At 53.3% G+C, this 20,717-nt stretch carries 19 protein-coding genes; 11 read left to right on the top strand and 8 right to left on the bottom strand.

Annotation, left to right across the window (positions count from 1 at the left end; all coding sequences use genetic code 11):
• Positions 1-22 precede the first annotated feature (22 nt).
• The 5 genes from dctP to ACR1XV_RS18335 all read left to right on the top strand — a co-directional run bounded on the left by dctP (position 23) and on the right by ACR1XV_RS18335 (position 4,226).
• Entirely contained in the window at positions 23-1,012 is a 990-nt protein-coding gene (dctP, locus tag ACR1XV_RS18355; RefSeq protein WP_480534000.1) for a TRAP transporter substrate-binding protein DctP, read from the top strand.
• 85 nt (positions 1,013-1,097) lie between these two features.
• The gene (locus ACR1XV_RS18350; protein ID WP_480533998.1) at positions 1,098-2,198 is read left to right on the top strand and encodes an NAD(P)/FAD-dependent oxidoreductase; all 1,101 of its coding nucleotides are present in this window, start codon (positions 1,098-1,100) and stop codon (positions 2,196-2,198) included.
• Complete coding sequence (locus ACR1XV_RS18345) at positions 2,173-2,487, top strand: (2Fe-2S)-binding protein (RefSeq protein WP_480533996.1); 315 nt, start codon at positions 2,173-2,175, stop codon at positions 2,485-2,487. Before ACR1XV_RS18350 ends, ACR1XV_RS18345 begins: the two co-directional genes overlap by 26 nt.
• A complete protein-coding gene (locus tag ACR1XV_RS18340) occupies positions 2,474-3,868 on the top strand; it encodes an FAD/NAD(P)-dependent oxidoreductase (RefSeq protein WP_480533994.1) in 1,395 nt (464 codons plus the stop codon). Before ACR1XV_RS18345 ends, ACR1XV_RS18340 begins: the two co-directional genes overlap by 14 nt.
• A 13-nt stretch (positions 3,869-3,881) precedes the next feature.
• Positions 3,882-4,226: a RidA family protein gene (locus tag ACR1XV_RS18335; RefSeq protein ID WP_480533992.1), complete on the top strand. Its 345-nt coding sequence runs from the start codon at positions 3,882-3,884 to the stop codon at positions 4,224-4,226.
• Positions 4,227-4,341: 115 nt separating this feature from the next.
• Here ACR1XV_RS18335 and ACR1XV_RS18330 read toward each other — a convergent pair whose 3' ends face one another.
• Positions 4,342-4,740 (bottom strand): hypothetical protein, encoded by a 399-nt coding sequence (locus ACR1XV_RS18330; protein ID WP_480533990.1) that lies wholly within the window; start codon positions 4,738-4,740, stop codon positions 4,342-4,344.
• Between the two features lie 58 nt (positions 4,741-4,798).
• Complete coding sequence (locus tag ACR1XV_RS18325) at positions 4,799-5,230, bottom strand: MarR family winged helix-turn-helix transcriptional regulator (RefSeq protein ID WP_480533988.1); 432 nt, start codon at positions 5,228-5,230, stop codon at positions 4,799-4,801.
• A 190-nt stretch (positions 5,231-5,420) separates the two neighbouring features.
• Here ACR1XV_RS18325 and ACR1XV_RS18320 point away from each other — a divergent pair, with 190 nt between their 5' ends.
• The 5 genes from ACR1XV_RS18320 to ACR1XV_RS18300 all read left to right on the top strand — a co-directional run bounded on the left by ACR1XV_RS18320 (position 5,421) and on the right by ACR1XV_RS18300 (position 13,421).
• Positions 5,421-6,383, top strand: coding sequence for a GNAT family N-acetyltransferase (locus tag ACR1XV_RS18320; RefSeq protein WP_480533986.1), 963 nt, complete (start codon positions 5,421-5,423; stop codon positions 6,381-6,383).
• An 851-nt stretch (positions 6,384-7,234) separates the two neighbouring features.
• A complete protein-coding gene (locus ACR1XV_RS18315; protein WP_480533984.1) occupies positions 7,235-8,488 on the top strand; it encodes a lactonase family protein in 1,254 nt (417 codons plus the stop codon).
• A 280-nt stretch (positions 8,489-8,768) separates the two neighbouring features.
• On the top strand, positions 8,769-10,277 hold the full coding sequence (locus ACR1XV_RS18310) for an FMN-binding glutamate synthase family protein (protein ID WP_480533982.1): 1,509 nt from the start codon (positions 8,769-8,771) through the stop codon (positions 10,275-10,277).
• Between the two features lie 88 nt (positions 10,278-10,365).
• A complete protein-coding gene (locus tag ACR1XV_RS18305; RefSeq protein WP_480533980.1) occupies positions 10,366-12,039 on the top strand; it encodes an acetolactate synthase large subunit in 1,674 nt (557 codons plus the stop codon).
• Positions 12,036-13,421 carry an aldehyde dehydrogenase family protein gene (locus tag ACR1XV_RS18300; protein WP_480533978.1) on the top strand — a complete coding sequence of 462 codons (1,386 nt, stop codon included), beginning with the start codon at positions 12,036-12,038 and terminating at the stop codon, positions 13,419-13,421. The genes ACR1XV_RS18305 and ACR1XV_RS18300 overlap by 4 nt, the downstream gene beginning before the upstream one ends.
• 155 nt (positions 13,422-13,576) lie before the next feature.
• On the opposite strand, the gene ACR1XV_RS18295 is transcribed toward ACR1XV_RS18300, so the two are convergent.
• The gene (locus ACR1XV_RS18295; RefSeq protein ID WP_480533976.1) at positions 13,577-15,112 is read right to left on the bottom strand and encodes a mechanosensitive ion channel domain-containing protein; all 1,536 of its coding nucleotides are present in this window, start codon (positions 15,110-15,112) and stop codon (positions 13,577-13,579) included.
• 381 nt (positions 15,113-15,493) lie between these two features.
• Here ACR1XV_RS18295 and ACR1XV_RS18290 point away from each other — a divergent pair, with 381 nt between their 5' ends.
• Positions 15,494-16,366 carry a LysR family transcriptional regulator gene (locus ACR1XV_RS18290; RefSeq protein WP_480533974.1) on the top strand — a complete coding sequence of 291 codons (873 nt, stop codon included), beginning with the start codon at positions 15,494-15,496 and terminating at the stop codon, positions 16,364-16,366.
• Positions 16,367-16,449: 83 nt separating this feature from the next.
• Here the strand turns inward: ACR1XV_RS18290 and ACR1XV_RS18285 are convergent, their stop codons facing one another.
• The 5 genes from ACR1XV_RS18285 to ACR1XV_RS18265 form a co-directional block, all read right to left on the bottom strand.
• Positions 16,450-17,295, bottom strand: coding sequence for an MBL fold metallo-hydrolase (locus tag ACR1XV_RS18285; RefSeq protein ID WP_480533972.1), 846 nt, complete (start codon positions 17,293-17,295; stop codon positions 16,450-16,452).
• The gene (locus ACR1XV_RS18280; protein WP_480533970.1) at positions 17,292-17,732 is read right to left on the bottom strand and encodes a pentapeptide repeat-containing protein; all 441 of its coding nucleotides are present in this window, start codon (positions 17,730-17,732) and stop codon (positions 17,292-17,294) included. The genes ACR1XV_RS18285 and ACR1XV_RS18280 overlap by 4 nt, the downstream gene beginning before the upstream one ends.
• Before the next feature lie 56 nt (positions 17,733-17,788).
• Positions 17,789-19,039 (bottom strand): 5-aminolevulinate synthase, encoded by a 1,251-nt coding sequence (gene hemA, locus ACR1XV_RS18275; RefSeq protein ID WP_480533968.1) that lies wholly within the window; start codon positions 19,037-19,039, stop codon positions 17,789-17,791.
• Between the two features lie 115 nt (positions 19,040-19,154).
• Positions 19,155-19,751, bottom strand: a complete 597-nt coding sequence (locus ACR1XV_RS18270) for a cytochrome P460 family protein (RefSeq protein WP_480533966.1) — start codon at positions 19,749-19,751, stop codon at positions 19,155-19,157.
• A 120-nt stretch (positions 19,752-19,871) separates the two neighbouring features.
• Entirely contained in the window at positions 19,872-20,318 is a 447-nt protein-coding gene (locus ACR1XV_RS18265; RefSeq protein ID WP_480533964.1) for a cytochrome P460 family protein, read from the bottom strand.
• Between the last annotated feature and the right edge of the window lie 399 nt (positions 20,319-20,717).

Here is a 20,717-nt window from a genome sequence, read left to right as displayed (position 1 = left end):
AAACCCAAACGGAGGAAACACAATGAAACGCATGATGATAACTGCTGCAACCGGCGCGCTGATGGCGCTGTCGACCACCGCGATGGCAGCCGACCTGAAGATGAGCCATGTGCGCCCGCAAGGTACCACGATCGACGTCGAGTTGAACACCTTTGCCGCCGCCGTGGACGAAGCAACCGGCGGTGACGTCAACATCAAAATTTATGCCGCCTCAGCGTTGGGCGACTATACAACAGTGCAGGAACGTATCTCGGTCGGCGCGGTCGACATGGCGACCCAGCCAGCCGCCGCCGCTGCAGACCGCAAGATGCAGATCAGCTCGTTCCCCTATCTCGCCGGAAACTGGGAACAGGCCCGCGCGATCTACGGCCCCGGTGGCGTGGTGCGTGAAACCATGGATGGGCTTTACGCCAAGCAGGACATCACCATGCTGGCCGCCTATCCGGTTTACTTTGGTGGCATCGCGCTCAATACCGACGCAGTGTCGCCGGGCGATCCGTCGGTCGATAACGGCATCAAGGTGCGGGTGCCCGGCATCAAGAGCTTCCAGCTAACCGGCGATGCGTTGGGCTACATCCCCGCGCCTATCCCGTTTTCCGAAGCCTTCACGGCGGTGCAGACCGGCGTTGTTGACGGTGTGATCGGCTCGGGTGCCGAAGGCTACTATGCCTCGTTCCGCGATGTGACCAAAACCTACATCCCGGCCAACACCCATTTCGAGGTCTGGTACATGATCATCTCGAATGAATCCCTTGCCGGCCTGGATGCCGAGGATCAGGACGCGCTGAAAGCGGCCGCGGCAGAATTTGAAGCGACCCGCTGGACCGTGGCCGAAGCAGACCAGAAGGCCAACGAACAGAAACTGGCCGATCTGGGCGCGACCATCGTTTCGCTAAGCGACGCGGAACTGGCCGCGATGTCGGCTAAGGTTCAGGCGGAAGTCTGGCCGGTCGTGCTCGAAGACGTGGGCGTGGAATGGGGTCAGGCGATCCTTGATAAGGTCTCCGAGTAAGCAGCCTCTCGTCTGATACAATCCGGGGCGACAGCTTTTCAGGTCGCCCCGGCTCTACTCAAACCTAAACTCAGAAACTGAGATCATGGAATCCGACTTTGCAATCATTGGCGGTGGTGTTGTCGGCCTGTCTGTCGCATGGGGCCTTTTGAAACGCGGCAAGCGCGTTCTGGTCCTTGATGGAGGCGACGGCAGCTTTCGCGCCAGTCGGGGAAATTTTGGACTTGTCTGGGTGCAATCCAAGGGCACCAAACAACCCCGTTATGCCGCGTGGAGCCAGCAATCCGCCGCCGCATGGGCCGGATTTTCCGATGAGCTTGCTGACGCGACCGGACATGACATGTCGCTTGAGCAGATGGGTGGCTACGACCTGCATTTCTCGGAAGAAACCCTGACGAAAACAGTCGCGCAATACGAGGAGCTGAAAGCGAAGCTGGACGGAAACTACCCATATGAAGTTCTGGATCGGAAGGCGCTCCTCATGGAGGAGCCGGAGATCGGTCCCAAAGTCGTTGGTGCGATCCTTCATCATCAAGACGGCCACGTGAATCCATTGAAGTTGCTGCGGTCTCTCGCCGACGACGTCCGGCGGCTTGGTGGGCGGGTGCTGAACGAAAAAACTGTCACAGACGTCAGGAAATCGGATGTTTTCACTATCACCTGTGCGGACGGAAGCCAGGTGCAGGCCAACAAGGTGATCCTTTCCGCGGGTTTGGGCGCAATGGAACTTGGGCCCAAACTGGGCTTCAAAGCCCCAATCCGGCCACAGCGCGGTCAAGTGATGATCACCGAGAAGCTGCCAAAAATAATCAACCGCCCCTCGCTGATCGCACGGCAGGTAGATGAAGGTGGCGTCCAGATAGGTGCCACCAACGAAGAGGTGGGCCTGAATGATGACGTCACCCAGCCTGGCCTCTCCGGCCTCGCTTCCGAGGCCATCGCGGCCTACCCGGTGCTTGCCAAGGCGCAACTCGTACGCAGTTGGGGAGCTTTGCGAATTCTGTCGCCCGATGGCTTGCCAATCTACCAGGAAAGTCCCGAGATGGCCGGCGCCTTCCTGGTCACTTGCCACAGCGGCATCACCCTTGCGGCGGCCCACGCTCGTTTCCTGCCCGACTGGCTGGAAGGCACCAACGCCGCACCGAATCTGGAGGTGTTCAGTGAAGACCGCTTCGTCATTTCTTGAGTTGGAGGTTGGGCGCCCACAGGTTCCAGTATGGTTCGAGGGCGAAGAGCTGCAGCTGCCCGAAGGTTCAAATCTCGCGGCCGCGATGCTGGCCGCCGGTGTAGAGACTTTCAGATACACACCGGTTTCGGGCGCTCCACGTGCGCCATTCTGCATGATGGGTGCCTGTTTCGACTGCCTCGTGGACGTTGACGGTGTGACCCGTCAAGCTTGCATGCTTGAAGTTACGGAAGGGTTGCGCTTGTCGATGCCGCGCAAAGGAAGGAACGTGATCGATGCAGAAAACTGATCTTGTCATCATCGGGGCTGGCCCTGCCGGAATGGCCGCGGCCGCAACCGCCGCAAATGCTGGCCTGCATGTTATCCTTCTGGACGAGCAGCGCCGTCCCGGCGGGCAGATCTACCGCGATGTGGATCGGGTCGCACCTATCAGGGGCGAACTGCTGGGTAAGGACTATATAGACGGATTGCCCCTCACAGCCGGGCTGGATCACGGCAACATCACCCATATCGGCGGAGCGGTGGTTTGGTCGATCGAAGAGGGAATTCGGGTTCTCTACACCGCTGACGGACGAGGGGGGGCAATCGAAGCGAAACGCATCCTCATCGCCACAGGAGCCCTGGAACGCCCGATGCCGCTACCGGGCTGGACCTTGCCTGGTGTGATGACGGCGGGGGCGGCGCAAATTCTGTTGAAACAATCTGGCGTCCTGTCAAAAAACGCGGTTCTGGTTGGATCAGGGCCGCTGCTTTACTTGATCGCTGCGCAGATGATACGAGCGGGCACACCCCCTCTGGCGCTGGTCGAAACGCAGACACGAGCGGATTTTCTGCGTGCGCTTCCGCATCTGGGCGGAGCCCTTCGCGGCTGGCGATATCTGCTCAAGGGATTGACGATGCTATCGGAAATCCGTCGCGCCGGGGTGCGCCGCTACACTTCCGCTACGGGTATTTCGATTGATGGAGAAACGACCGCCGAAGGCATCCGCTTTACTGCGGGCGGAAAGACCCGGCATATTCCCTGCGACACAGTGCTCTTGCATCACGGTGTCGTGCCTAACACACAGGCAGCCCGCTCCATTGACGTGGCGCATCACTGGGACGCACAGCAGCACTGCTTCGTGCCCAACCTAGATGACTGGGGCGGGACAAATGTCGAAACGGTCCATATCGCCGGTGATGGCGCTGGCATCGGTGGCGCGAAGGCAGCCGCCTTGGCAGGCCGCCTTGCAGCATTGAAAATGGCCGCCGATCTGGGGGCGATTTCGACGATCGAGAGGGACAAAGCCGCCAAACCAATTCGGCGCAGTATCGCGCAGGAACTGGCGGCGCGCCCTTTCCTTGACGCGGCTTTTCCACCCGCAATCGAAGCCACAAAGCCCGCCGACGCGACTATCATCTGCCGCTGCGAGGAAATCACTGCCGGAGACATTCGTCGCCATGCCGGTATCGGCTGTTCGGGTCCGAACCAGGCCAAGGCCTTCAGTCGTGCCGGAATGGGACCGTGCCAAGGCCGATATTGCGGACTGACCGTAAGCAGCCTGCTGGCCGAAGCGAACGGCGCTACGATGGACGAAACCGGATACTATCGGATCAGGCCACCGTTGAAACCCGTGACTCTTGGCGAACTGGCAGCGATGGACGGTTCGGTGAACAGCGCAACCAACTAAGAAAGAAGCCTTCATGATCGAACGTATCAACACCAGCCGACGCATGAGCAAGATAGTCAAACACAACGGCGTCGCATTTCTTTGCGGGCAGGTTGGCGAAGGTGCCACTGTGGCCGAGCAGACCCGTGAGTGCCTGTCTCGCGTCGATGCGCTTCTAGACGAAGCGGGATCGTCGCGGGAACAGATGTTGCAAGCGATCATCTGGCTGTCCGACATGGCCGATTTTGATGAGATGAACGACGTTTGGGATAGCTGGGTTCCGACCGGGTACGCTCCGGCTCGCGCTTGCGGTGAGGCAAAGCTCGCTCGGCCGGATCTGAAAGTCGAGATCATCATCACCGCTGCGTGTAAGGCATGACGGCAAGCGGCTTGGAAAAGGCACTTACTATTCACTTCGAGTTGAATATGCTCACGTGTCTACCGTTTGCGGACATTCTATCTGCCAGCAAACTCAACTAGTATTCTTCGGCTATTTAGGCACCGTCTTTCGAAAGTTTGGACTTCATGAAGTCCTCTTTCATCATGTGAGCTTTCATGGCCGGTAGGCCGATGGCTTTTAATCCGATGATTGCTGCATAGATCAAAGTCGCTGAGGCAAGGGCGTCCAAGAACCACCCGATAGGTGCCGCAGTAACACCAAGTTGCCCTGGCAGCGCCGCAAGTGCCGGTATCGTCCAAAACCCGGTCAAACCATGTAGAACCAGCGCGATCCAAAACCCGGCACAGTACGGGCAATGCCATTGTTCATAGAGTGAACTTAGCGGTCGAGGCAGCGCCGCAATGAAGCGGTTGAACCACGTTCCCCATTCAGGGAGTTTCTCCCAGATCAAGATGTGGATGGCCGTCGCCATTAGGACTAGTTCGAACGTCATATTTCAGTTTCCTTTTCAAGTTAGTCAGACTGACTTACCTTAAGCAGCAAAATACTTGTCAGACCGGTTTCCGATGCTGCCCTACTGCGATTTCAATCGCTCTGACGTCATCTTCGGACAGTTCCTCAAGCAGCGCCTTCGCTGCTGCTTCATAGATCTGCTCGCCAGAAGACAGTAGGTTTTGACCTTGTTCAGTTAGCATTATGTGTTGAGCGCGGGCGTCGTACTGACAAGGGAAACGCACGACTAACCCACGCTCCTCAAGCTTCAAGACCATCGCACTGGCCGATGCTTTTCGAACACCCATATCATCGACAACATCTTGGAGATGTTGCCCATGATCATCTTTGTCCGTTTTTTTGGCTTCCTGATCCTTTATCGCGCGAAGATACTCGTATTCGCTGTGGGTCATCCCCAGATGCCCGCCTGCTTTCGCCCACTGTCTGTGGCCTTGTCTGTGCGCCAGTTCGATCAGCCTTGCCAACTTCATGCCACCATCCTATTTAGTCAGTCACTCTAACTAACCTGTATGCGCGCGAAGTCAATAGTGCTTCCGCAACTTTGCAAGTAATCAAATCGAGGTAGAGCCTTTGGAACAGACAAGGAAATTTGAGACCGCGCGCTTGCGAGTTCAAAGCTGGTCAGAGACAGTGAGCAATGGTGAACAACGACGCCAATTGATGGATGAACTTAAGGACGTTCTAACACCTGCTGTTTTACAACATCTGCCTGAACCGTTGCAGATTCATGATACCGGTTCCTCGATAAAGGACTGGATAAACGAGCAGGCTGCCGAGTGCGAGGTATTGACGGTTCGAGATCGAGCTGATGATAGCCTTTTGGGTCTTCTGATCTTAGCTGAATTTTTAGAACCCGAAACGCTTAAGACAGTTCATCTGGGGTATCTTTTTTGCGAACGCGCCTGGGGGAAAGGCTATGCGACCGAACTGATTTCGGGTCTCATTACATGGTACAGGGCCGACGGCCAATCGGTACAGCTTTACGGCGGTGTTGAAACGGGCAACCCAGCTTCTGCCAGAGTATTGAGGAAAAATGGATTTGAGCTGGAAGAAGGGTTGTCAAATTCAACAAAAGAGATGTTTGGCCTGTATATACCGTACAACTTCGACAAGCTTTATCGGTCAACGCGCAATGCACTTGGAGAACCCACTCAAGTCTTTGTCGACTTTTTCAAACAATGCTCTGGCAAACCATTGCGCGTGTTGGATATTGGCTGCGGTCAAGGCCGTGACGCGTTGTTCATCGCACGATTGGGTCACAGCGTTGTAGGTGTTGACATCTCTCCCAATGGCATTCGTGATTTGCTTGAAGCAGCACGGCACGAGAATCTAAGTGTTGAGGGCATCGTCGAAGACATAAGGACCTTTGTTCCCGAAGATAAGTTCGACGTATTGCTCATAGATCGCACCTTGCACATGTTGTTGGAAAAAGATCGGCTGGAGGTGCTTAACCGATTGATCGGTAGCGTGTTCGATGAAGGTTGGGTCCTGATCTTGGACGAGCCGTCGAATATGCAGGGATTCAAAGACGTTTTTGCTTCAAGCAACGTTGTTTGGGAAATAGTGATTGATAAACCTGAAACCCTGTTTGTTCGACGGCCTATTCGAAAAGAAAGATTCTGATGATTTCATTTTTCAATGAGGTTGACGTTCGTTGCCTTGCCGCAAAAAGGCCAAGAAGGTCCAAAGTTATCTTTCTCTGCAATCAGTTCGATTGGCTGGCGGCAGCCCTAAGCAGACCCTCAAAACCGAGGTTTGCAAACTTCGAGCTGCTCAGGCGACTCACACATTCGAGAGACAGTACCGAATGTCCGGGTCAGGATAAGTTGACGTTACTCGCGCCCAGAAATGTCCCACCAACGCGTTTATATGAACTGTAAGATTGCCTTCGTCTTATCCAACGTCGCAGGACTGCCTCATTGGGCACAAAAATATGATAACCCAAAATAAATAAATAACTGTCTCAGTAGGCGCGCAATTTATAGAGGAGCAAATTGGCATGCTCCGAACGACACGCACGCGGTTATCGAGCGCCGCTAAACGGTTATAGATTTCATAACCGGAATTTCGAAATCCATATGATAATTCTGCCTGTAACAACAAGCGGACCCCCAATCTTCTTATCGAAAAGACCACAAACTTAGAAAAGAACTGGAGATGCAATATCCATTGACGCGAGACAACCCTCACAACTGCGACCTAGAACGCGAAGAAAAACCGAACCGGATAGCTCCGTCGGAAGGCTGAACCGCTTGGAAGCCCCCTCTCCCGCCGTAGTCGAGTAGTCAATCGGACATCTGTTCCAGTATTGATATGATCCCTGGAAAGTTCAGCCGTCATAATTCGCCTACAGTTCAGCAACAGTTTTTAGCGGGCCTCTCGGTAGCCTCTTTTTTTCCTGCCTAAAAGCGCACCCGCTCATGATTCGGTTGAGCAAAAGGCAGGTTCCCTTGCAAGACAAAAGGAGAAGCGCCATGCACCACTCACAAACCATGATTTGTTTCGCCTCATTTCTCGTCTTTGGTACCGCCAGCGTTGGTTGGGTTGATACGCGTGGTTTCTTTGTGGTCACAAACAATGCCAAGCAAAACTCCATCGTCGCCTATCAAACTGAAGCCAATGGTGAATATCGGGTTCATGGCGAGTTTCCAACCGGAGGAACGGGGACTGGCGATCTAGAAATCCCCGATCTGAAGAAAGACCCATCTCATCCGTTGGCAAACGGGGATGATCCGCTCATCTCTGCAAATTCGCTGGCAATGTCTGACGATGGCAGGTTTTTGGCGGTTGTTAACGCCGGCGATGCAACCATCTCGTTGATGCGCGTTGCTCAAGACTTCACGCTATCCGTCGTAAATTCACTAGCGGCACCCGGCAGATTTCCAATCAGCCTCGCCTTTCATGATGACTTGCTGGCGGTTGCCGCGGTCGGCACCCACAATGGCGCGGGCAACATTGGGATGTATAGGATAGCTGATGGTCGTCTTGAGAGTGTTGCTGACTCTCGGCGAGATCTGGAAGCGCGGCCATCGACCATCAGTTTTTCTGACAATGGTGAATTTGTGGTGGTCAATGAGCTTGTGACTGGAAAAATAAAGGTCTTTGCAGTTGAGAATGGAACTCTGTCTGCAGCACCCATCTCTCAAGTTGATTCTCCGCGTGACGAGGACACCCGGTTTCAGGCGATCCCGGTCGGGTTTGCCATATCGGGGAATACGATCGCGATGTCGGAAGCCCGGTTTTTGACCCCTGACTTCAGCTTACGCGAAGGCCAAGGTGAAGTTGTCCTGAGCCCCTCGTACTCTTGGCAGACAGGGTCGCTTTCTACATACGATTTGTCTTCCGACGGATCGCTGAAGCTTATTTCCGGGGATGTACTCACAGGCCCATCAGTCGAAGATGGAGAGATCGCAAATTGCTGGGTTACGATTTCCGAAGATGGCAAAACTCCTTGGGCGGAAAATGCCTTGTCGAGTTCAATTAGCAGCTTCAGGATTCGACCCAATGGAACGGCTGCTTTGGTAAATGCTCAGGCCTTCAAAGACCCAAATGAAAACCTGTTTTTCAGTGATATCGAAGTGAGTGCAGATGGTATGGAAATCTATCAGCTTATCGGAAATCGAGGCGAAGTTATGATTTTCGACATTCAATCAAATGGTGATTTGATCCATAAGCAAACTCTCGGGGGGCTACCCGAGCTCGGCACATATGGGCTTGCAGTTTATTAAGAAAAGCGCAGCTGGCCAAGTCTAGCCTTGTGTAATGGGATGTCTGTCGCACAAAGCTCCGGTCCTTTTGGATCGGAGCTTCGCCGCGAATAAAACCCGACGGCCTCTAAAAGCAATCACGGCGCCGCTCCTATTCATGTGATCATATATCAATAAGAGTTGATCGCACATTGGGCCCTCTACACAACCGAATCCTTGGATGCATTAATCAACAGGCGATCGAAAACAGATCGTAGGATTTCTAACCAAGCAAAACAAAAATAGCCCGGAGTTCCCACAAATGTCACAATTTTCGAATGCGATCCTGAGCTTTTTGGAAATACTATCCTATGTGTTCATTTTTTCTGTCGGCCTCGCGGTGCTTTGGGTTGCCGTCATCTATTTCAAAGACAAGACACAAACGGAAAGCACATTGCGCCGGAACTATCCCGTCGTGGCCCGGTTCAGATACTTTTTCGAACATATGGGAGAGTTCTTCCGGCAGTATTTCTTTGCCCAGGACCGCGAGGAGATGCCGTTCAACCGGGCGGAACGCTCGTGGGTGTACCGTGCCGCGAAGAACGTGGATTCAACCGTCGCATTTGGTTCAACGAGGGATCTGCGTCCCACAGGCACTGTGTATTTCGTCAACTGCCCCTTCCCGATGCTGGAACAGGATGCTCGGGGGCCGGTTGCTGTCACAGTTGGACCCTTTGCACGTCACCCCTATACGACGGGTTCAATGTTCAACATTTCTGGCATGAGCTATGGCGCGATCTCTATCCCTGCCGTGCGGGCATTGTCCCAAGGGGCTAAGAAAGCGGGCATATGGATCAATACCGGCGAAGGCGGTCTGTCACCTTATCATCTGGAAAGCGGTGCAGATGTCGTGTTCCAGATCGGGACCGGCAAGTTCGGAGTGCGAAAACCTGAAGGCGGGTTTGACGAGGACAAGTTGCGCTCTGTCGCCGCCCATGATGCGGTGAAGATGTTTGAAATCAAGCTGAGCCAGGGCGCCAAACCCGGCAAGGGTGGCATCCTCCCCGGCGCCAAAGTGACTGAGGACATTGCCGACATCCGCGGGTTGCAAGTAGGTCAGGACGCAATCAGCCCGAACCGCCACCCAGAAATCGACAGCGTCGGCGATCTGCTGGATATGATCGCCTACGTGCGCGACATCACCGGAAAGCCGGTCGGCTTTAAAGCGGTTATAGGGTCATATGGGTTCTTTGACGATCTGTGCGCAGAGATCCTGAAACGCGGCCCCGAAAGCGCGCCGGATTTTGTGACCATCGACAGCTCGGATGGCGGCACCGGTGCGGCCCCAATGAGCCTGATTGACAACATGGGGATGCCACTGCGCGAAAGCCTGCCTCTGACTGTCGATATGCTCAAGAAACATGGGTTGCGCGACAGGGTCAAAGTCTGCGCCAGCGGCAAGATGATCAACCCGTCCGAGGTGGCATGGGCCTTTTGTGCGGGTGCGGATTTTGTGAATTCAGCGCGTGGGTTCATGTTTGCACTGGGCTGCATCCAGGCGTTGCAGTGCAACAAGAACACCTGCCCGACCGGGATTACCACGCATAATACCAAGTTGCAGTTCGGCCTTGATCCAACGAGTAAATCGGAACGCGTGGCAAGCTATGCCCGGAACATGAAGAAAGAGGTCGGTATTATCGCCCATAGCTGCGGGGTGGCCGAACCGCGCCAGCTCAAGCGTCACCATGCGCGTATTGTGTTGGACAATGGCCGGTCCGTTTCAATGGATGAGCTTTATCCCGAATCTCAACATTTGCAGGCTGCTGAGTAGCACGGCAGCCTTGTCAAAACTTCAACCATGAGGCCTATCACCATCTGGTCGACCCATTTGTATCAGCCAAAAGCTATCAGGAGAACACATGTCCGATCACTCCCAAAACACGCCGTCAACCACCAAAGCTTCTGACCTGCTTGTCGCGGCTCTTGAAGCTGAAGGGGTAGAATACATCTTTGCCGTACCGGGTGAAGAAAACCTGGATGTGCTGGAATCCTTGCGGACCTCAAGGGTCGAACTGGTCCTGACCCGCCATGAACAGGGCGCGGCATTTATGGCGGCGACCTACGGACGCTTGACCGGCAAGGCGGGTGTTTGCATGGCAACACTGGGGCCAGGGGCCACCAACTTTGCCACACCCGCTGCATATGCTCATCTGGGCGGCATGCCCCTGATCATGATCACGGGGCAGAAACCCATCAAGAAATCGAAACAGGGCCAATTTCAGATCATTGACGTCGTGGGCCTGTTCGATCCGATCTGCAAGATGTCGAAACAGGTCGTGCACGGCAACACCATTCCATCCCTGATCCGCGAGGCCTTTCGCGTGGCACAAGAGGAACGCCCTGGCGCTGTCTTACTTGAATTGCCCGAAGATATCGCGGCCGAAGATACGACGGAACACGTTCTTAAGCCGCATCCGCGCCACTACGCCGTAGCAGGGGATACGGTCTTGACTGAAGCGGCAGAGATGATCCGTGCAGCGAAAATGCCTCTGCTGCTGCTTGGAGCCGGAGCAAACCGAAAGGACGCGCGAAGTGCACTCAGCACCTTTGTGAATGAGACGCAAATCCCCTTCTTCAACACGCAGATGGGAAAGGGCGTGGTGGATGAACAATCGGACCTGTTTCTGGGAACGGCAGCGCTTTCTGACGGCGACTACCTGCATTGCGCCATCGAACGGGCTGACCTGATCATCAATGTGGGTCATGACGTGGTCGAAAAACCGCCTTTCTTCATGGAGGAAGACGGGGTGAAGGTAATCCATGTGAATTACAAGGCGGCGCAGGTCGATCAGGTCTATTTCCCGCAGGTAGAAGTGGTTGGTGATCTGGCGCAATCCATCGCCCGGCTCGGCGACATACTGGGCGGCCCGCTCGACTTTGATCGAAGCTATTTCCAGCGCGTCAAGCAAGAGACCGACCTGCACACGTCTGAAGGTGCCGATGACCCACGATTCCCGGTAATCCCCCAGCGCTTTGTGGCTGATACCCGCAAAGTGATGGGCGATTGCGATATCATCGCGCTGGACAACGGTATCTATAAAATCTGGTACGCGCGAAACTATCAGGCCTATCAGCCCAATACAGTTCTTCTGGACAATGCTCTGGCCACCATGGGGGCCGGACTGCCCTCGGCCATGATGGCAGCCAAGCTGTACCCTGACCGCAGGGTCATGGCGATCTGCGGCGACGGCGGGTTCATGATGAACAGTCAAGAAATCGAGACTGCCGTTCGTCTTGGCCTCAATCTGGTTGTGACCGTTTTGAATGACAGTTCATACGGGATGATCCGGTGGAAGCAGTCGCATGCCGGGTTTGACGACTGGGGCCTGGAATTCAACAACCCCGATTTCGTGCAATACGCCAACAGTTATGGTGCGACCGGCCATCGGATCGAGCGTACCGAGGATCTGGTGCCAACCTTCGAAAAAGCGTTCCACGCGGGCGGTGTGCATCTGATCGACCTACCGGTGGACTACAGCGAAAACCAGCGCGTGCTGATTGATGAATTGGCTGCAAAGGTGTGCCTGATATGAGCGATACTCTGGACGTTCTAAACCCGTTTGATCTTGAAAAGATCGGCAGTGTCGCGATCAACACGTGGAATGATGTGGATGCCATGTTGGACGTGGCCCATGGTTTGCATCGGTCGCGCGACGGGTGGCTGCCGGCCTTTCAGCGGATCGAGATCCTCAAGACCACGGCTCGTATCATGTCTGACCGAGCCGAAGATCTGGCGATGCTAATCGCCAGCGAAGGCGGCAAACCCCTGATCGACGCGCGTATCGAAGTGACCCGCGCCATCGATGGAGTTGAGCTGTGCATCCATGAGATTGGCCATATGGCTGGCAAGGAAATCCCGATGGACCTGACCGCTGCCGGATCAGGTCGGATAGCCTTTACGCAGCGCGAGCCCATCGGTGTCGTGGTGGCGGCCAGCGCGTTCAACCACCCGCTAAACTTAATCGTGCATCAGGTCGCCCCTGCCGTTGCTACGGGGTGCCCTGTGATCGTCAAGCCAGCGTTGGACACGCCACTGTCCTGCAAGGCGTTTGTCGAAATTCTGCACGAAGCCGGTTTGCCTAAGAACTGGTGCCACTTAGCGATTTGCCACAACGACGTGGCCGAGCAGATGATCACCGACACTCGGGTCGGCTTCTTTTCTTTTATCGGCTCAGCCAAGGTAGGTTGGATGCTGCGGTCCAAGCTGGCCCCTGGGGTGCGATGCGCGCTGGAACATGGTGGGGCTGCACCTGTAATTGTTGATGAAACGGCTCATATTGAAACGATGATACCTTTGCTTGCGAAGGGCGGGTTCTACCACTCAGGTCAGGTCTGCGTTTCAGTTCAGCGTGTTTTTGCGCCAGCAAGCATGGCGGCAGAGATCGCCGGTAAGCTAGCCGATGCTGCCAGCGCTCTGAAAGTCGGAAATGCCCGCGATCCCAGTGTTGAGTGTGGGCCACTTATTCGACCAGCAGAAGTGGATCGCGTCGAACAATGGGTAGACGAGGCCGTCAAGGCGGGAGCTACCGTTTTGACCGGCGGCAAACGCCTTGGTGATACAACCTTTGCTCCGACCGTATTGTTAAGTCCACCCGACAACGCACGAGTATCGACGGCCGAAATATTTGGCCCCGTGATCTGCGTTTATAGCTATGATAGTGTGGATGACGCGATAGCGGCTGCCAATGCCCTTCCATACGCGTTTCAAGCAGCCGTCTTCACCAGAAACATAAATATTGCAATGCGATCCATACAACGACTGGATGCTACTGCAGTTATGGTCAACGATCACACTGCATTCCGGGTCGATTGGATGCCCTTCGCGGGACGGCGGCAATCGGGATACAACACGGGCGGCATCGGCTATACGATGCATGATATGACGCAAGATAAGATGGCAGTCATTCGTGTATGATAGGTCGCTTTGCATGACAGCGGTCACGACCACCAAGGTTTGATGAACGGATATCACGCGTTTCTGGCTTTCGAAAAACCCTCTCACAAGACCATTTGTGAGAGGGGCAGCACTCTGGGAATTCGATTATCCGCCAGCGATATCTGAAGTTGATCCTATTTTCCGATTATCTTCTCCATTTTCCGCAGAATGTCATAGAGACGCCCGGAATTGCCATAGAGACTTGGATCGTTACGTGCCTGGTCCACAAGCATCATGCGATGTTCAACGATCTCTGCAAATCCCTGCAACAACTCTTCTCTTTGGGACGCAATTTCTTTGAAACATTTGCGATCGATTTGTATCAACGACACATCTGAAGAGGCCGTGAAAGTCTGAAAGGACGGTGCATCTGTCAGCATTGATGCAAGCCCGAAATACTCTCCGGACTTAAGCGGATCGAGTTTTCGATCTCTCTCTGGTGAAACCAAAACACTCGTTTCAACCACGCCGTTCAGAACTATGAAAACAGACGGCGCCACCTCGCCTTCGGACAAAATGACGGTACCGGCGTCGACAAATGTTGGATAACTTCTGTCCACAAGGGTTTCGAATTCGCCTTCGTTGAAGAGGTTTGCAAAATCAAGACTGCGCAAAGCGTGCAAGACCGAAGGAGGTTTTGCATCGACTTTTTCAGCCGAGCGAAGTCTTACATCTTGTGCTTGTGGAGCGCTTTGGACCCCGGCCAGCTTCAACTCATAGTGCAAATCTCGAAAGAACTCTTCTCGGCCAGCGAACATCGCAGGATAGGTCGAGAAATGCAGCCAAACCATATAAGTGTATGGAACAGTTCCGGAATTCACCAGCCGTACACTGGGAAGCTTTTCTTTTGACCTGTGTCTACATTTCAGGGCGACTTCGAGAATAAGCGACTTCGCAAACCGAGGGTCCACTTCTGCAGGCAGACTTACAGTGTAGACCGGCGAGTAACGATGGTCCGCCCCATGCAGGTTACGGATTGTTTGGGCTGCTAGCTTTCCATTGGGCACGACCAAAGTAGTGTTGTCCCAGTCTCTCAACCGCGTCGCCCGCCAATTCAGATCTCGAACTTCACCCTTTGTGCCATCTTCCAACTCTATCCAGTCACCGATTTTGAAAGGGCGTTCAACGCTGAGAGAAATACCTGAAAACAAATCACCCAACGTCCGCTGCATCGCAAATGCGATCAGTGCCGCCATCGCCCCAGTCGAAACATAAAGCCCATTGATGGACAGTCCTTGACCGACACCGAAAGCAGTTACACCGATGACGAGAGTGGCGCCAAACAACAATACCCGCAACAGCCCGGGAATATGCCCATCTTCAATGAAAAAGGATTGGTTGACCCACAGCAATTCTATTGCACGTGCGACCACCAAGCTTACAACGAGATAGACCATCAAAAAAGTCGCAAACTCGAGAAAAACGGCGATTCCTGAATGCTGCTCGGATCCAAGCGCCAAGCTAAGCAGAGCATGAAAAGCAAATATTGCCGATATTGTCAGGAAGCCTTCAACCAAATTGAAAAGTTGGCGTACCCGTGTCCCAAAGTGCCTTAAATTCGCGTTTAGCAGCCGTCGCCAAAAAACCCACAAGACAAACATTGCTATGGCGGCACAAGAAAGCAAAAGTTGATCAGAAAAAAATCTATCTACAATTCGTACGACACCCATTGAGCCTTCTTTCGTCCATCTGTTAAGCGCCCGTTTTCATTCTTAGTGTGGCACATTGCAAATATTCTAGATTGGTTGTCAGGTTTGGTGAGCAGCTTGTTTGAAGCCTGGTCTTAAGGCTCTCCAGGAACAGCCTCTCCAACAAATGACCGTTATCGATGCAGAAATGCACCGACTAGATAGGCAATTCTAACCCAATACGGCTTGCAGAAAGTGATTGCGAAACAACCTCCGATTCACGCAACAACAAATTAACCGTTTAACTACCCCAATTTAGCAGATTTCTGACTTCATTTCAGCAACTCCTTTGATGACATTTTCTCTTACTTTCAATATGATAAAGTTACCTCAAGGGACCGCATTGAAAAAGGCCTGAAGATCGTGAACCGAACTCGAATTCAGTATTTCTTACATCTCGCACACAGCTTGAATTTCTCGGAAACCGCGCGGATTCATAAGATCTCTCAGCCTGCTTTGAGCAAGGCGATCAAACGATTGGAAGAGGACCTGAACGGCACCCTACTTAGAAGAGAGGGGCGCCTGACTCATCTGACCGCATTGGGTCGCGTCATGGTCGAACGCCTGTCCGACGTTGAAGAGGCCATGCTGCAAACGGAAGAAGCAGCAAAGCGAATGACAACCGGAGGTCAACAACAAGTCAGAATTGCGGTGATGTGTACGATCAGCCCAAGTCGTCTTATGCCTTTTTTGGCAGAGTTCCGACAAGCGCATCCTAAGATTGAGCTTGTGATGGACGATACTTCAACCGACAAAATACTCGAGGTTCTTTTGTCCGGACACTGTGATCTTGCGATCATGGCATCTCCATTTGGTGAATCCTTGCGTTTAAAACAGGTTGAGCTCTACCGAGAAGATATGGTGGTGATCACGCCGAAAGGACATCGCTTTGCTGATCTACCCTGCGTGGAACTCGACAAGATAGGAAGCGAGCAATACGTGGACCGTTTGTCTTGCGAATTTCGTGGAATGTTTGCGCAGGCCATGCGGAGTAGCGAGGTGGCATTGGATGTGGCGATGGCTTCCGAACGCGAGGACTGGGTTTATGACGCCGTGGCCGCGAGTATAGGAATATCTATTGCTCCACGAGATGCCGTGGACAATATGCGCCATGGGTGGTCAGAACTAGGACCCGAACCTTATTGGCGAACCATTTCTATGGCTGTCGCGACTGGCCGCGAAGACAATGAAGCTGTACGCAATGTCATGTCCGCAGCAAGAAAATTCAAATGGTAGAAGCTCGGTAGCAGGGTTTTCTACAATCAAAGTGCAGGTGGCCTTTCTGGCACCGAAAATCGCTTCAAAGCCACTGATGGTGCTCACTGCATCTTGCCGACCAACACACTGTATTGGAGAGCTTCAGGAAATACATAGTCAGCGTAGCGTTCTATCATTGCCTGCAAGATTTGTTTTGAAGAAAGACCTCGTTTTTTTAAGGATATGAAGTCTTCTAAGTAAGCATCGGTATTTCTAAGGATCTCTATTCCACCGACTTCACCATGGCCGGGCAGGACACTAGAAGGAGACAATGCAAGTAACTGCTGCATGTTTTGACGCCAGGCAATAGGCCGACCTTCAACCAGCCACAAGTGTTGACGGTTTAGCGCATGATCCCCGGCCAAAAGTGTTCGAGTTTTCGGTTCGAAAAGCACGACCGGAGCAACACTTTCGGCATCAGGCATCACAAGACATTCAAATACTGTCTCGGCTAAGACTATCGGCCCCGGCCGAAGTGGCCTCAGGATATTATTAAAATCTTTCCAGTCGGCCGCAGCTGTCCGAATGTAGCCCAGTGATACTTCTGAACTCGCAATGGCGGCCTCAGGAAAAAGAGGACCAAGGAACTCCAACCCAAGATAGTGATCTGGATGAGGATGCGTGATGACGAAACCAGAGATCGGTTTGCCAATGGTCCCGATTAGTGCTGCCAAGTCGCGCGCTTCATCAATGTTCAGATGTGCATCAACCAGGATGCAACTCTCGCGCCCTTCAATCAGATATGCATTCGAAAAAAACCCTGGCAAAGACGCCGGATGGCGATGAAACTCGATTTCATCAATACTTGCTTCGGGTCGCGCAGGGTAACTTAGCGCGCTAAACAGGGTCCCACCCGCTACGGTTAACCATCGCCGACGTGACAGCGAGGCGGGTGGTTTCCGGCTCATTTGCAAACGCCAACTGATCCTACCGCACACTTATGGGCGTTGTTGTAATACGCGCCTTCTAAAAGGGAGTTTTCAAAGTTGTTTTTCCCCAGTTGGGCTTTTGTCATGAAAGACCCCCGCAGATCCGCTCCAGAGAAATCGACTTCTTGCAAGTCGGCGCCAATCAAAATGGCGCCCCTGAGATCTGCATTCGAGAGATCAGAGCCACGCAGCTTTGCCGCGGTAAATTTAGCATCCCGCAGATCTGAGTGACTCAGATCGATGCCCGAGAGATCTTCGTGAGACAAATCACAGCCGCGCCAATCCACGCCGGGACCAGCCTGAGCCTGACAATGATCCACAGAAACACCCATTTGGGCGGGCGCGTTGGATGCAAACACGCAGAAAAAGCAAATAGCAAAAAGCCGGCAGCTACTGGGTATCAATGCTGTTTTCATGTCCGTACTCAAAGATTGTATGAACCATTTCGTGTTTGCTCTGGCTAATTATATCGCTAACGCACTTGGACTGCTCTGATCTCTGTGTGAACCGGATGCGCTGGTGACAAAGCGCAGCGCGACCAGATGTGACCGAGTGCTGTCGCCAGCGCATCTATGTCTTCTGTCGTATGGTAAGGGCCAGGTGTAATTCGCAAGCGCTCAGTGCCCTCGGGAACTGTCGGGTAGTTAATGGGCTGAATATACATCCCATAGTCTTCGAGTAGCATGTCCGAGATGCGTTTGCATTTATGGGCATCACCGACAATTACCGGAACAATGTGACTGTCATTGCTCAGATGCGGAATTTCCATCTCATCCAGTCGCGCTCGCAGGTCTCTTACTGCACGGCGTTGGCCATCACGTTCGAAGTTGCTGGTTTTGAGGTGCCGGACCGATGCAAGAGCGCCCGCGACTAACGCCGGTGGCAGGGCAGTAGAGAAAATGAACCCGGATGCGAAAGACCGTATGAAATCAGTGACGCTTTTTGAACCGGCGATGTATCCGCCCATCACACCAAACGCCTTCCCCAAAGTCCCCTGGATGATATCGACCCGGTCCATCAATCCAAGCTGTTCCGCTATGCCTCCGCCTCTTGGGCCGTAGAGGCCAACGGCGTGCACTTCATCGAGATAAGAAATTGCACCGTATTTCTCGCAGACCTCGAGAATATCTTGCAGCGGGCAAACATCCCCATCCATTGAGTAAACGGATTCGAAGGCAACAATTTTGGTGCTGAACGGATCGGCCCGAGCCAGCAAATCTTCCAGATGAGCGACGTCGTTGTGACGCCAAATCTGCTTGTTCACCCGCGAGTGTCGGATGCCCTCAATCATCGAAGCGTGATTCAGGCTGTCAGAGAAGACAACGCAGTTTGGCAGACGCTCGGCCAATGTGCCCAGACTAGCCCAATTGGCGACATAGCCTGAATTCAGCACAAGTGCCGAGGGTTTTCCGTGAAGGTCCGCAAGTTCCCGTTCCAGCAACACATGATGATGAGTGGTCCCCGAGATATTCCGTGTTCCACCTGCGCCCGCACCGTAGGCTTCCAGTGCGGTTGCCATTGCTGCCAGAGTTTTTGGGTTTTGCCCCATGCCCAAATAATCGTTGGAGCACCAGACTTTGATATTCTCGATGCGTCCATTTCCGCAGTATCGGGAGGCATTCGGATAGGCGCCCGCGTGACGCTGTAGTTCGGCAAATTCACGGTAATTGCCGTCACGCCGCAGAGCTTTAAGCTGGTTTTCGGCGAAATGATCCAGGTCCATGCGGGTTTCCTCTTAAGGGAAGTAAAGCCAAGCCCTTCCAAACGTTGTTGGTGGTTTTGCATTTCAATGGGTCACCTTGTCGTTCAAGCAAGGTGACCCCACCGGTCAGAGTGATTTAGTTGGAATTGAGGATCCCATAGAATCTTGTGAACACCATGTCTTCGTCGGCGTTGTCGATATGACAGGCTGCACACGCTTCAACTGGCGCCGCAGCCGCAGTCTCAGCATAAGGCGGGGCGTGGTGGCCGAAGTTGAAGTAACCCCAGTTCTGGCTTTCGGAAAACCGGGACGAATCCTTCACCGCGATGTCAATGCCGTTGAATGCACCAGGGAAATAGCCTCTCCCGGATACTTCGAAGCGAGATCCGTCTTCTTCCTCGCCTGGTTGAGTGAGTTGCAATTCTTTCAGCAAAATTGTGCCTTCAGGAAATTCCCCGCTTTCCTTGTATAGGGCGTAAGCCGCTGGATGCATGTACACGTTGTGGTATTCGGGAAACCCTGCCTCGCCACCATTCAGGGCGTTTGGTGTCAGCGGGGACCCGAGATACACCCATTCACGATAGCCCTCGGGCAAGACTAACTGGCCATCTTCCGTCCATTTTGGCTGCCAGTCATCCGACACCTGTGCGCTAACAGATGATGATAACTGGCTCAGCACCAAAGCCGAAGCGCCTAACGCGACGCCCACTACTAAGGGTTTTAAGGCTTTCATGGCTATGTTCCTTTCTGGTGTTAAGCTGCGGCTTCGATTGCATTGCAGCGTTTGGCTCTGTGGTGGCTTACACTGTCCGAGTGGTGGATGTCCTGTGTTCGAGGGGGTCTCACAGGCAGCCTACTTATTTTGGGGGGCAGATAGGGCTGGGTATGCCTCGACATAAACCCAGTCCGTTTCCTCGGCGGGTACGTGGCAGCCTAAGCACTCTCCGCTATAGTCTTCTGTTGTGGTGCTCTGGCGGTCGTCGACATCAAAATACGCCCAACCCCATCCATCACCCCACAAGTCATTGCCGCCAAACCTGTTGTTGTGGTCTTTGACCATCACGAACCATCCGGAGACATTCGTAGCATATGCAGCGGTTCCCGTGGTGTACTCTCCAGTCTTGGCTTCGAGTAGCTCTTTTACGAGCACAGCTCCATCAGGAAATGCTTTATTCTCAAGGTAATACTGAATGACACCGGGTTGAGTGTATACGACGTGCTGTCCGATGGCCTCTCCGTCTTCCAATATGGTCCAAGCTCCGAGCATTGACCAATCGGCTCGAATATTCGCATCTGGCATTTGGATCGTCCCATCCGGTCCAACAGCTCTATTTGTTGAAATGCTGAAGTCTTGCGCAAGCGCAGGACACGTCATGATCAAGCAGGCTATTGTTGCGCCTCCAAGAAAACTCCTCATACTCTCAATCCCCTAGCTGAACTTCTGGCTTAGAAAAGGAAGGATTTCAGACATGCAGATCCCTCGCCAATACCAAAGGTCGAACAAATGCCAACTTGAACGCATCTCAAAAGTTCGATCGCGCGATCAGTTTCCCGATCAAAAGAAGCCATCTGATTTCACTCTTTTTTCTTCAAAGACTGCTGATAAGGTTAAGGAATGATGAGATGGATTGAAGTTATCAATTGTATAACCAAGTCGTCCGGGTGGATAAAATGCTATGACAGCACAGGCTTGGAATGG

The organism is Ruegeria sp. AD2(2025), from assembly GCF_056542385.1.
The sequence above is the reverse complement of the archived record's forward strand: the minus strand, read 5'-3'. Positions and strand labels throughout refer to the sequence as shown.

Bases quoted from the DNA above. Each gene is read 5' to 3' on its own strand.
- dctP (WP_480534000.1), top strand. From the start codon at position 23: ATGAAACGCATGATGATAACTGCTGCAACCGGCGCGCTGATGGCGCTG.
- hemA (WP_480533968.1), bottom strand. From the start codon at position 19,039: ATGGACCTGGATCATTTCGCCGAAAACCAGCTTAAAGCTCTGCGGCGT.
- ACR1XV_RS18325 (WP_480533988.1), bottom strand. From the start codon at position 5,230: ATGAAGTTGGCAAGGCTGATCGAACTGGCGCACAGACAAGGCCACAGA.
- ACR1XV_RS18315 (WP_480533984.1), top strand. From the start codon at position 7,235: ATGCACCACTCACAAACCATGATTTGTTTCGCCTCATTTCTCGTCTTT.
- ACR1XV_RS18285 (WP_480533972.1), bottom strand. From the start codon at position 17,295: ATGAGCCGGAAACCACCCGCCTCGCTGTCACGTCGGCGATGGTTAACC.
- ACR1XV_RS18310 (WP_480533982.1), top strand. From the start codon at position 8,769: ATGTCACAATTTTCGAATGCGATCCTGAGCTTTTTGGAAATACTATCC.
- ACR1XV_RS18320 (WP_480533986.1), top strand. From the start codon at position 5,421: ATGGATGAACTTAAGGACGTTCTAACACCTGCTGTTTTACAACATCTG.
- ACR1XV_RS18270 (WP_480533966.1), bottom strand. From the start codon at position 19,751: ATGAAAGCCTTAAAACCCTTAGTAGTGGGCGTCGCGTTAGGCGCTTCG.
- ACR1XV_RS18295 (WP_480533976.1), bottom strand. From the start codon at position 15,112: ATGGGTGTCGTACGAATTGTAGATAGATTTTTTTCTGATCAACTTTTG.
- ACR1XV_RS18340 (WP_480533994.1), top strand. From the start codon at position 2,474: ATGCAGAAAACTGATCTTGTCATCATCGGGGCTGGCCCTGCCGGAATG.
- ACR1XV_RS18280 (WP_480533970.1), bottom strand. From the start codon at position 17,732: ATGAAAACAGCATTGATACCCAGTAGCTGCCGGCTTTTTGCTATTTGC.
- ACR1XV_RS18350 (WP_480533998.1), top strand. From the start codon at position 1,098: ATGGAATCCGACTTTGCAATCATTGGCGGTGGTGTTGTCGGCCTGTCT.
- ACR1XV_RS18305 (WP_480533980.1), top strand. From the start codon at position 10,366: ATGTCCGATCACTCCCAAAACACGCCGTCAACCACCAAAGCTTCTGAC.
- ACR1XV_RS18330 (WP_480533990.1), bottom strand. From the start codon at position 4,740: ATGACGTTCGAACTAGTCCTAATGGCGACGGCCATCCACATCTTGATC.
- ACR1XV_RS18300 (WP_480533978.1), top strand. From the start codon at position 12,036: ATGAGCGATACTCTGGACGTTCTAAACCCGTTTGATCTTGAAAAGATC.
- ACR1XV_RS18335 (WP_480533992.1), top strand. From the start codon at position 3,882: ATGATCGAACGTATCAACACCAGCCGACGCATGAGCAAGATAGTCAAA.
- ACR1XV_RS18265 (WP_480533964.1), bottom strand. From the start codon at position 20,318: ATGCCAGATGCGAATATTCGAGCCGATTGGTCAATGCTCGGAGCTTGG.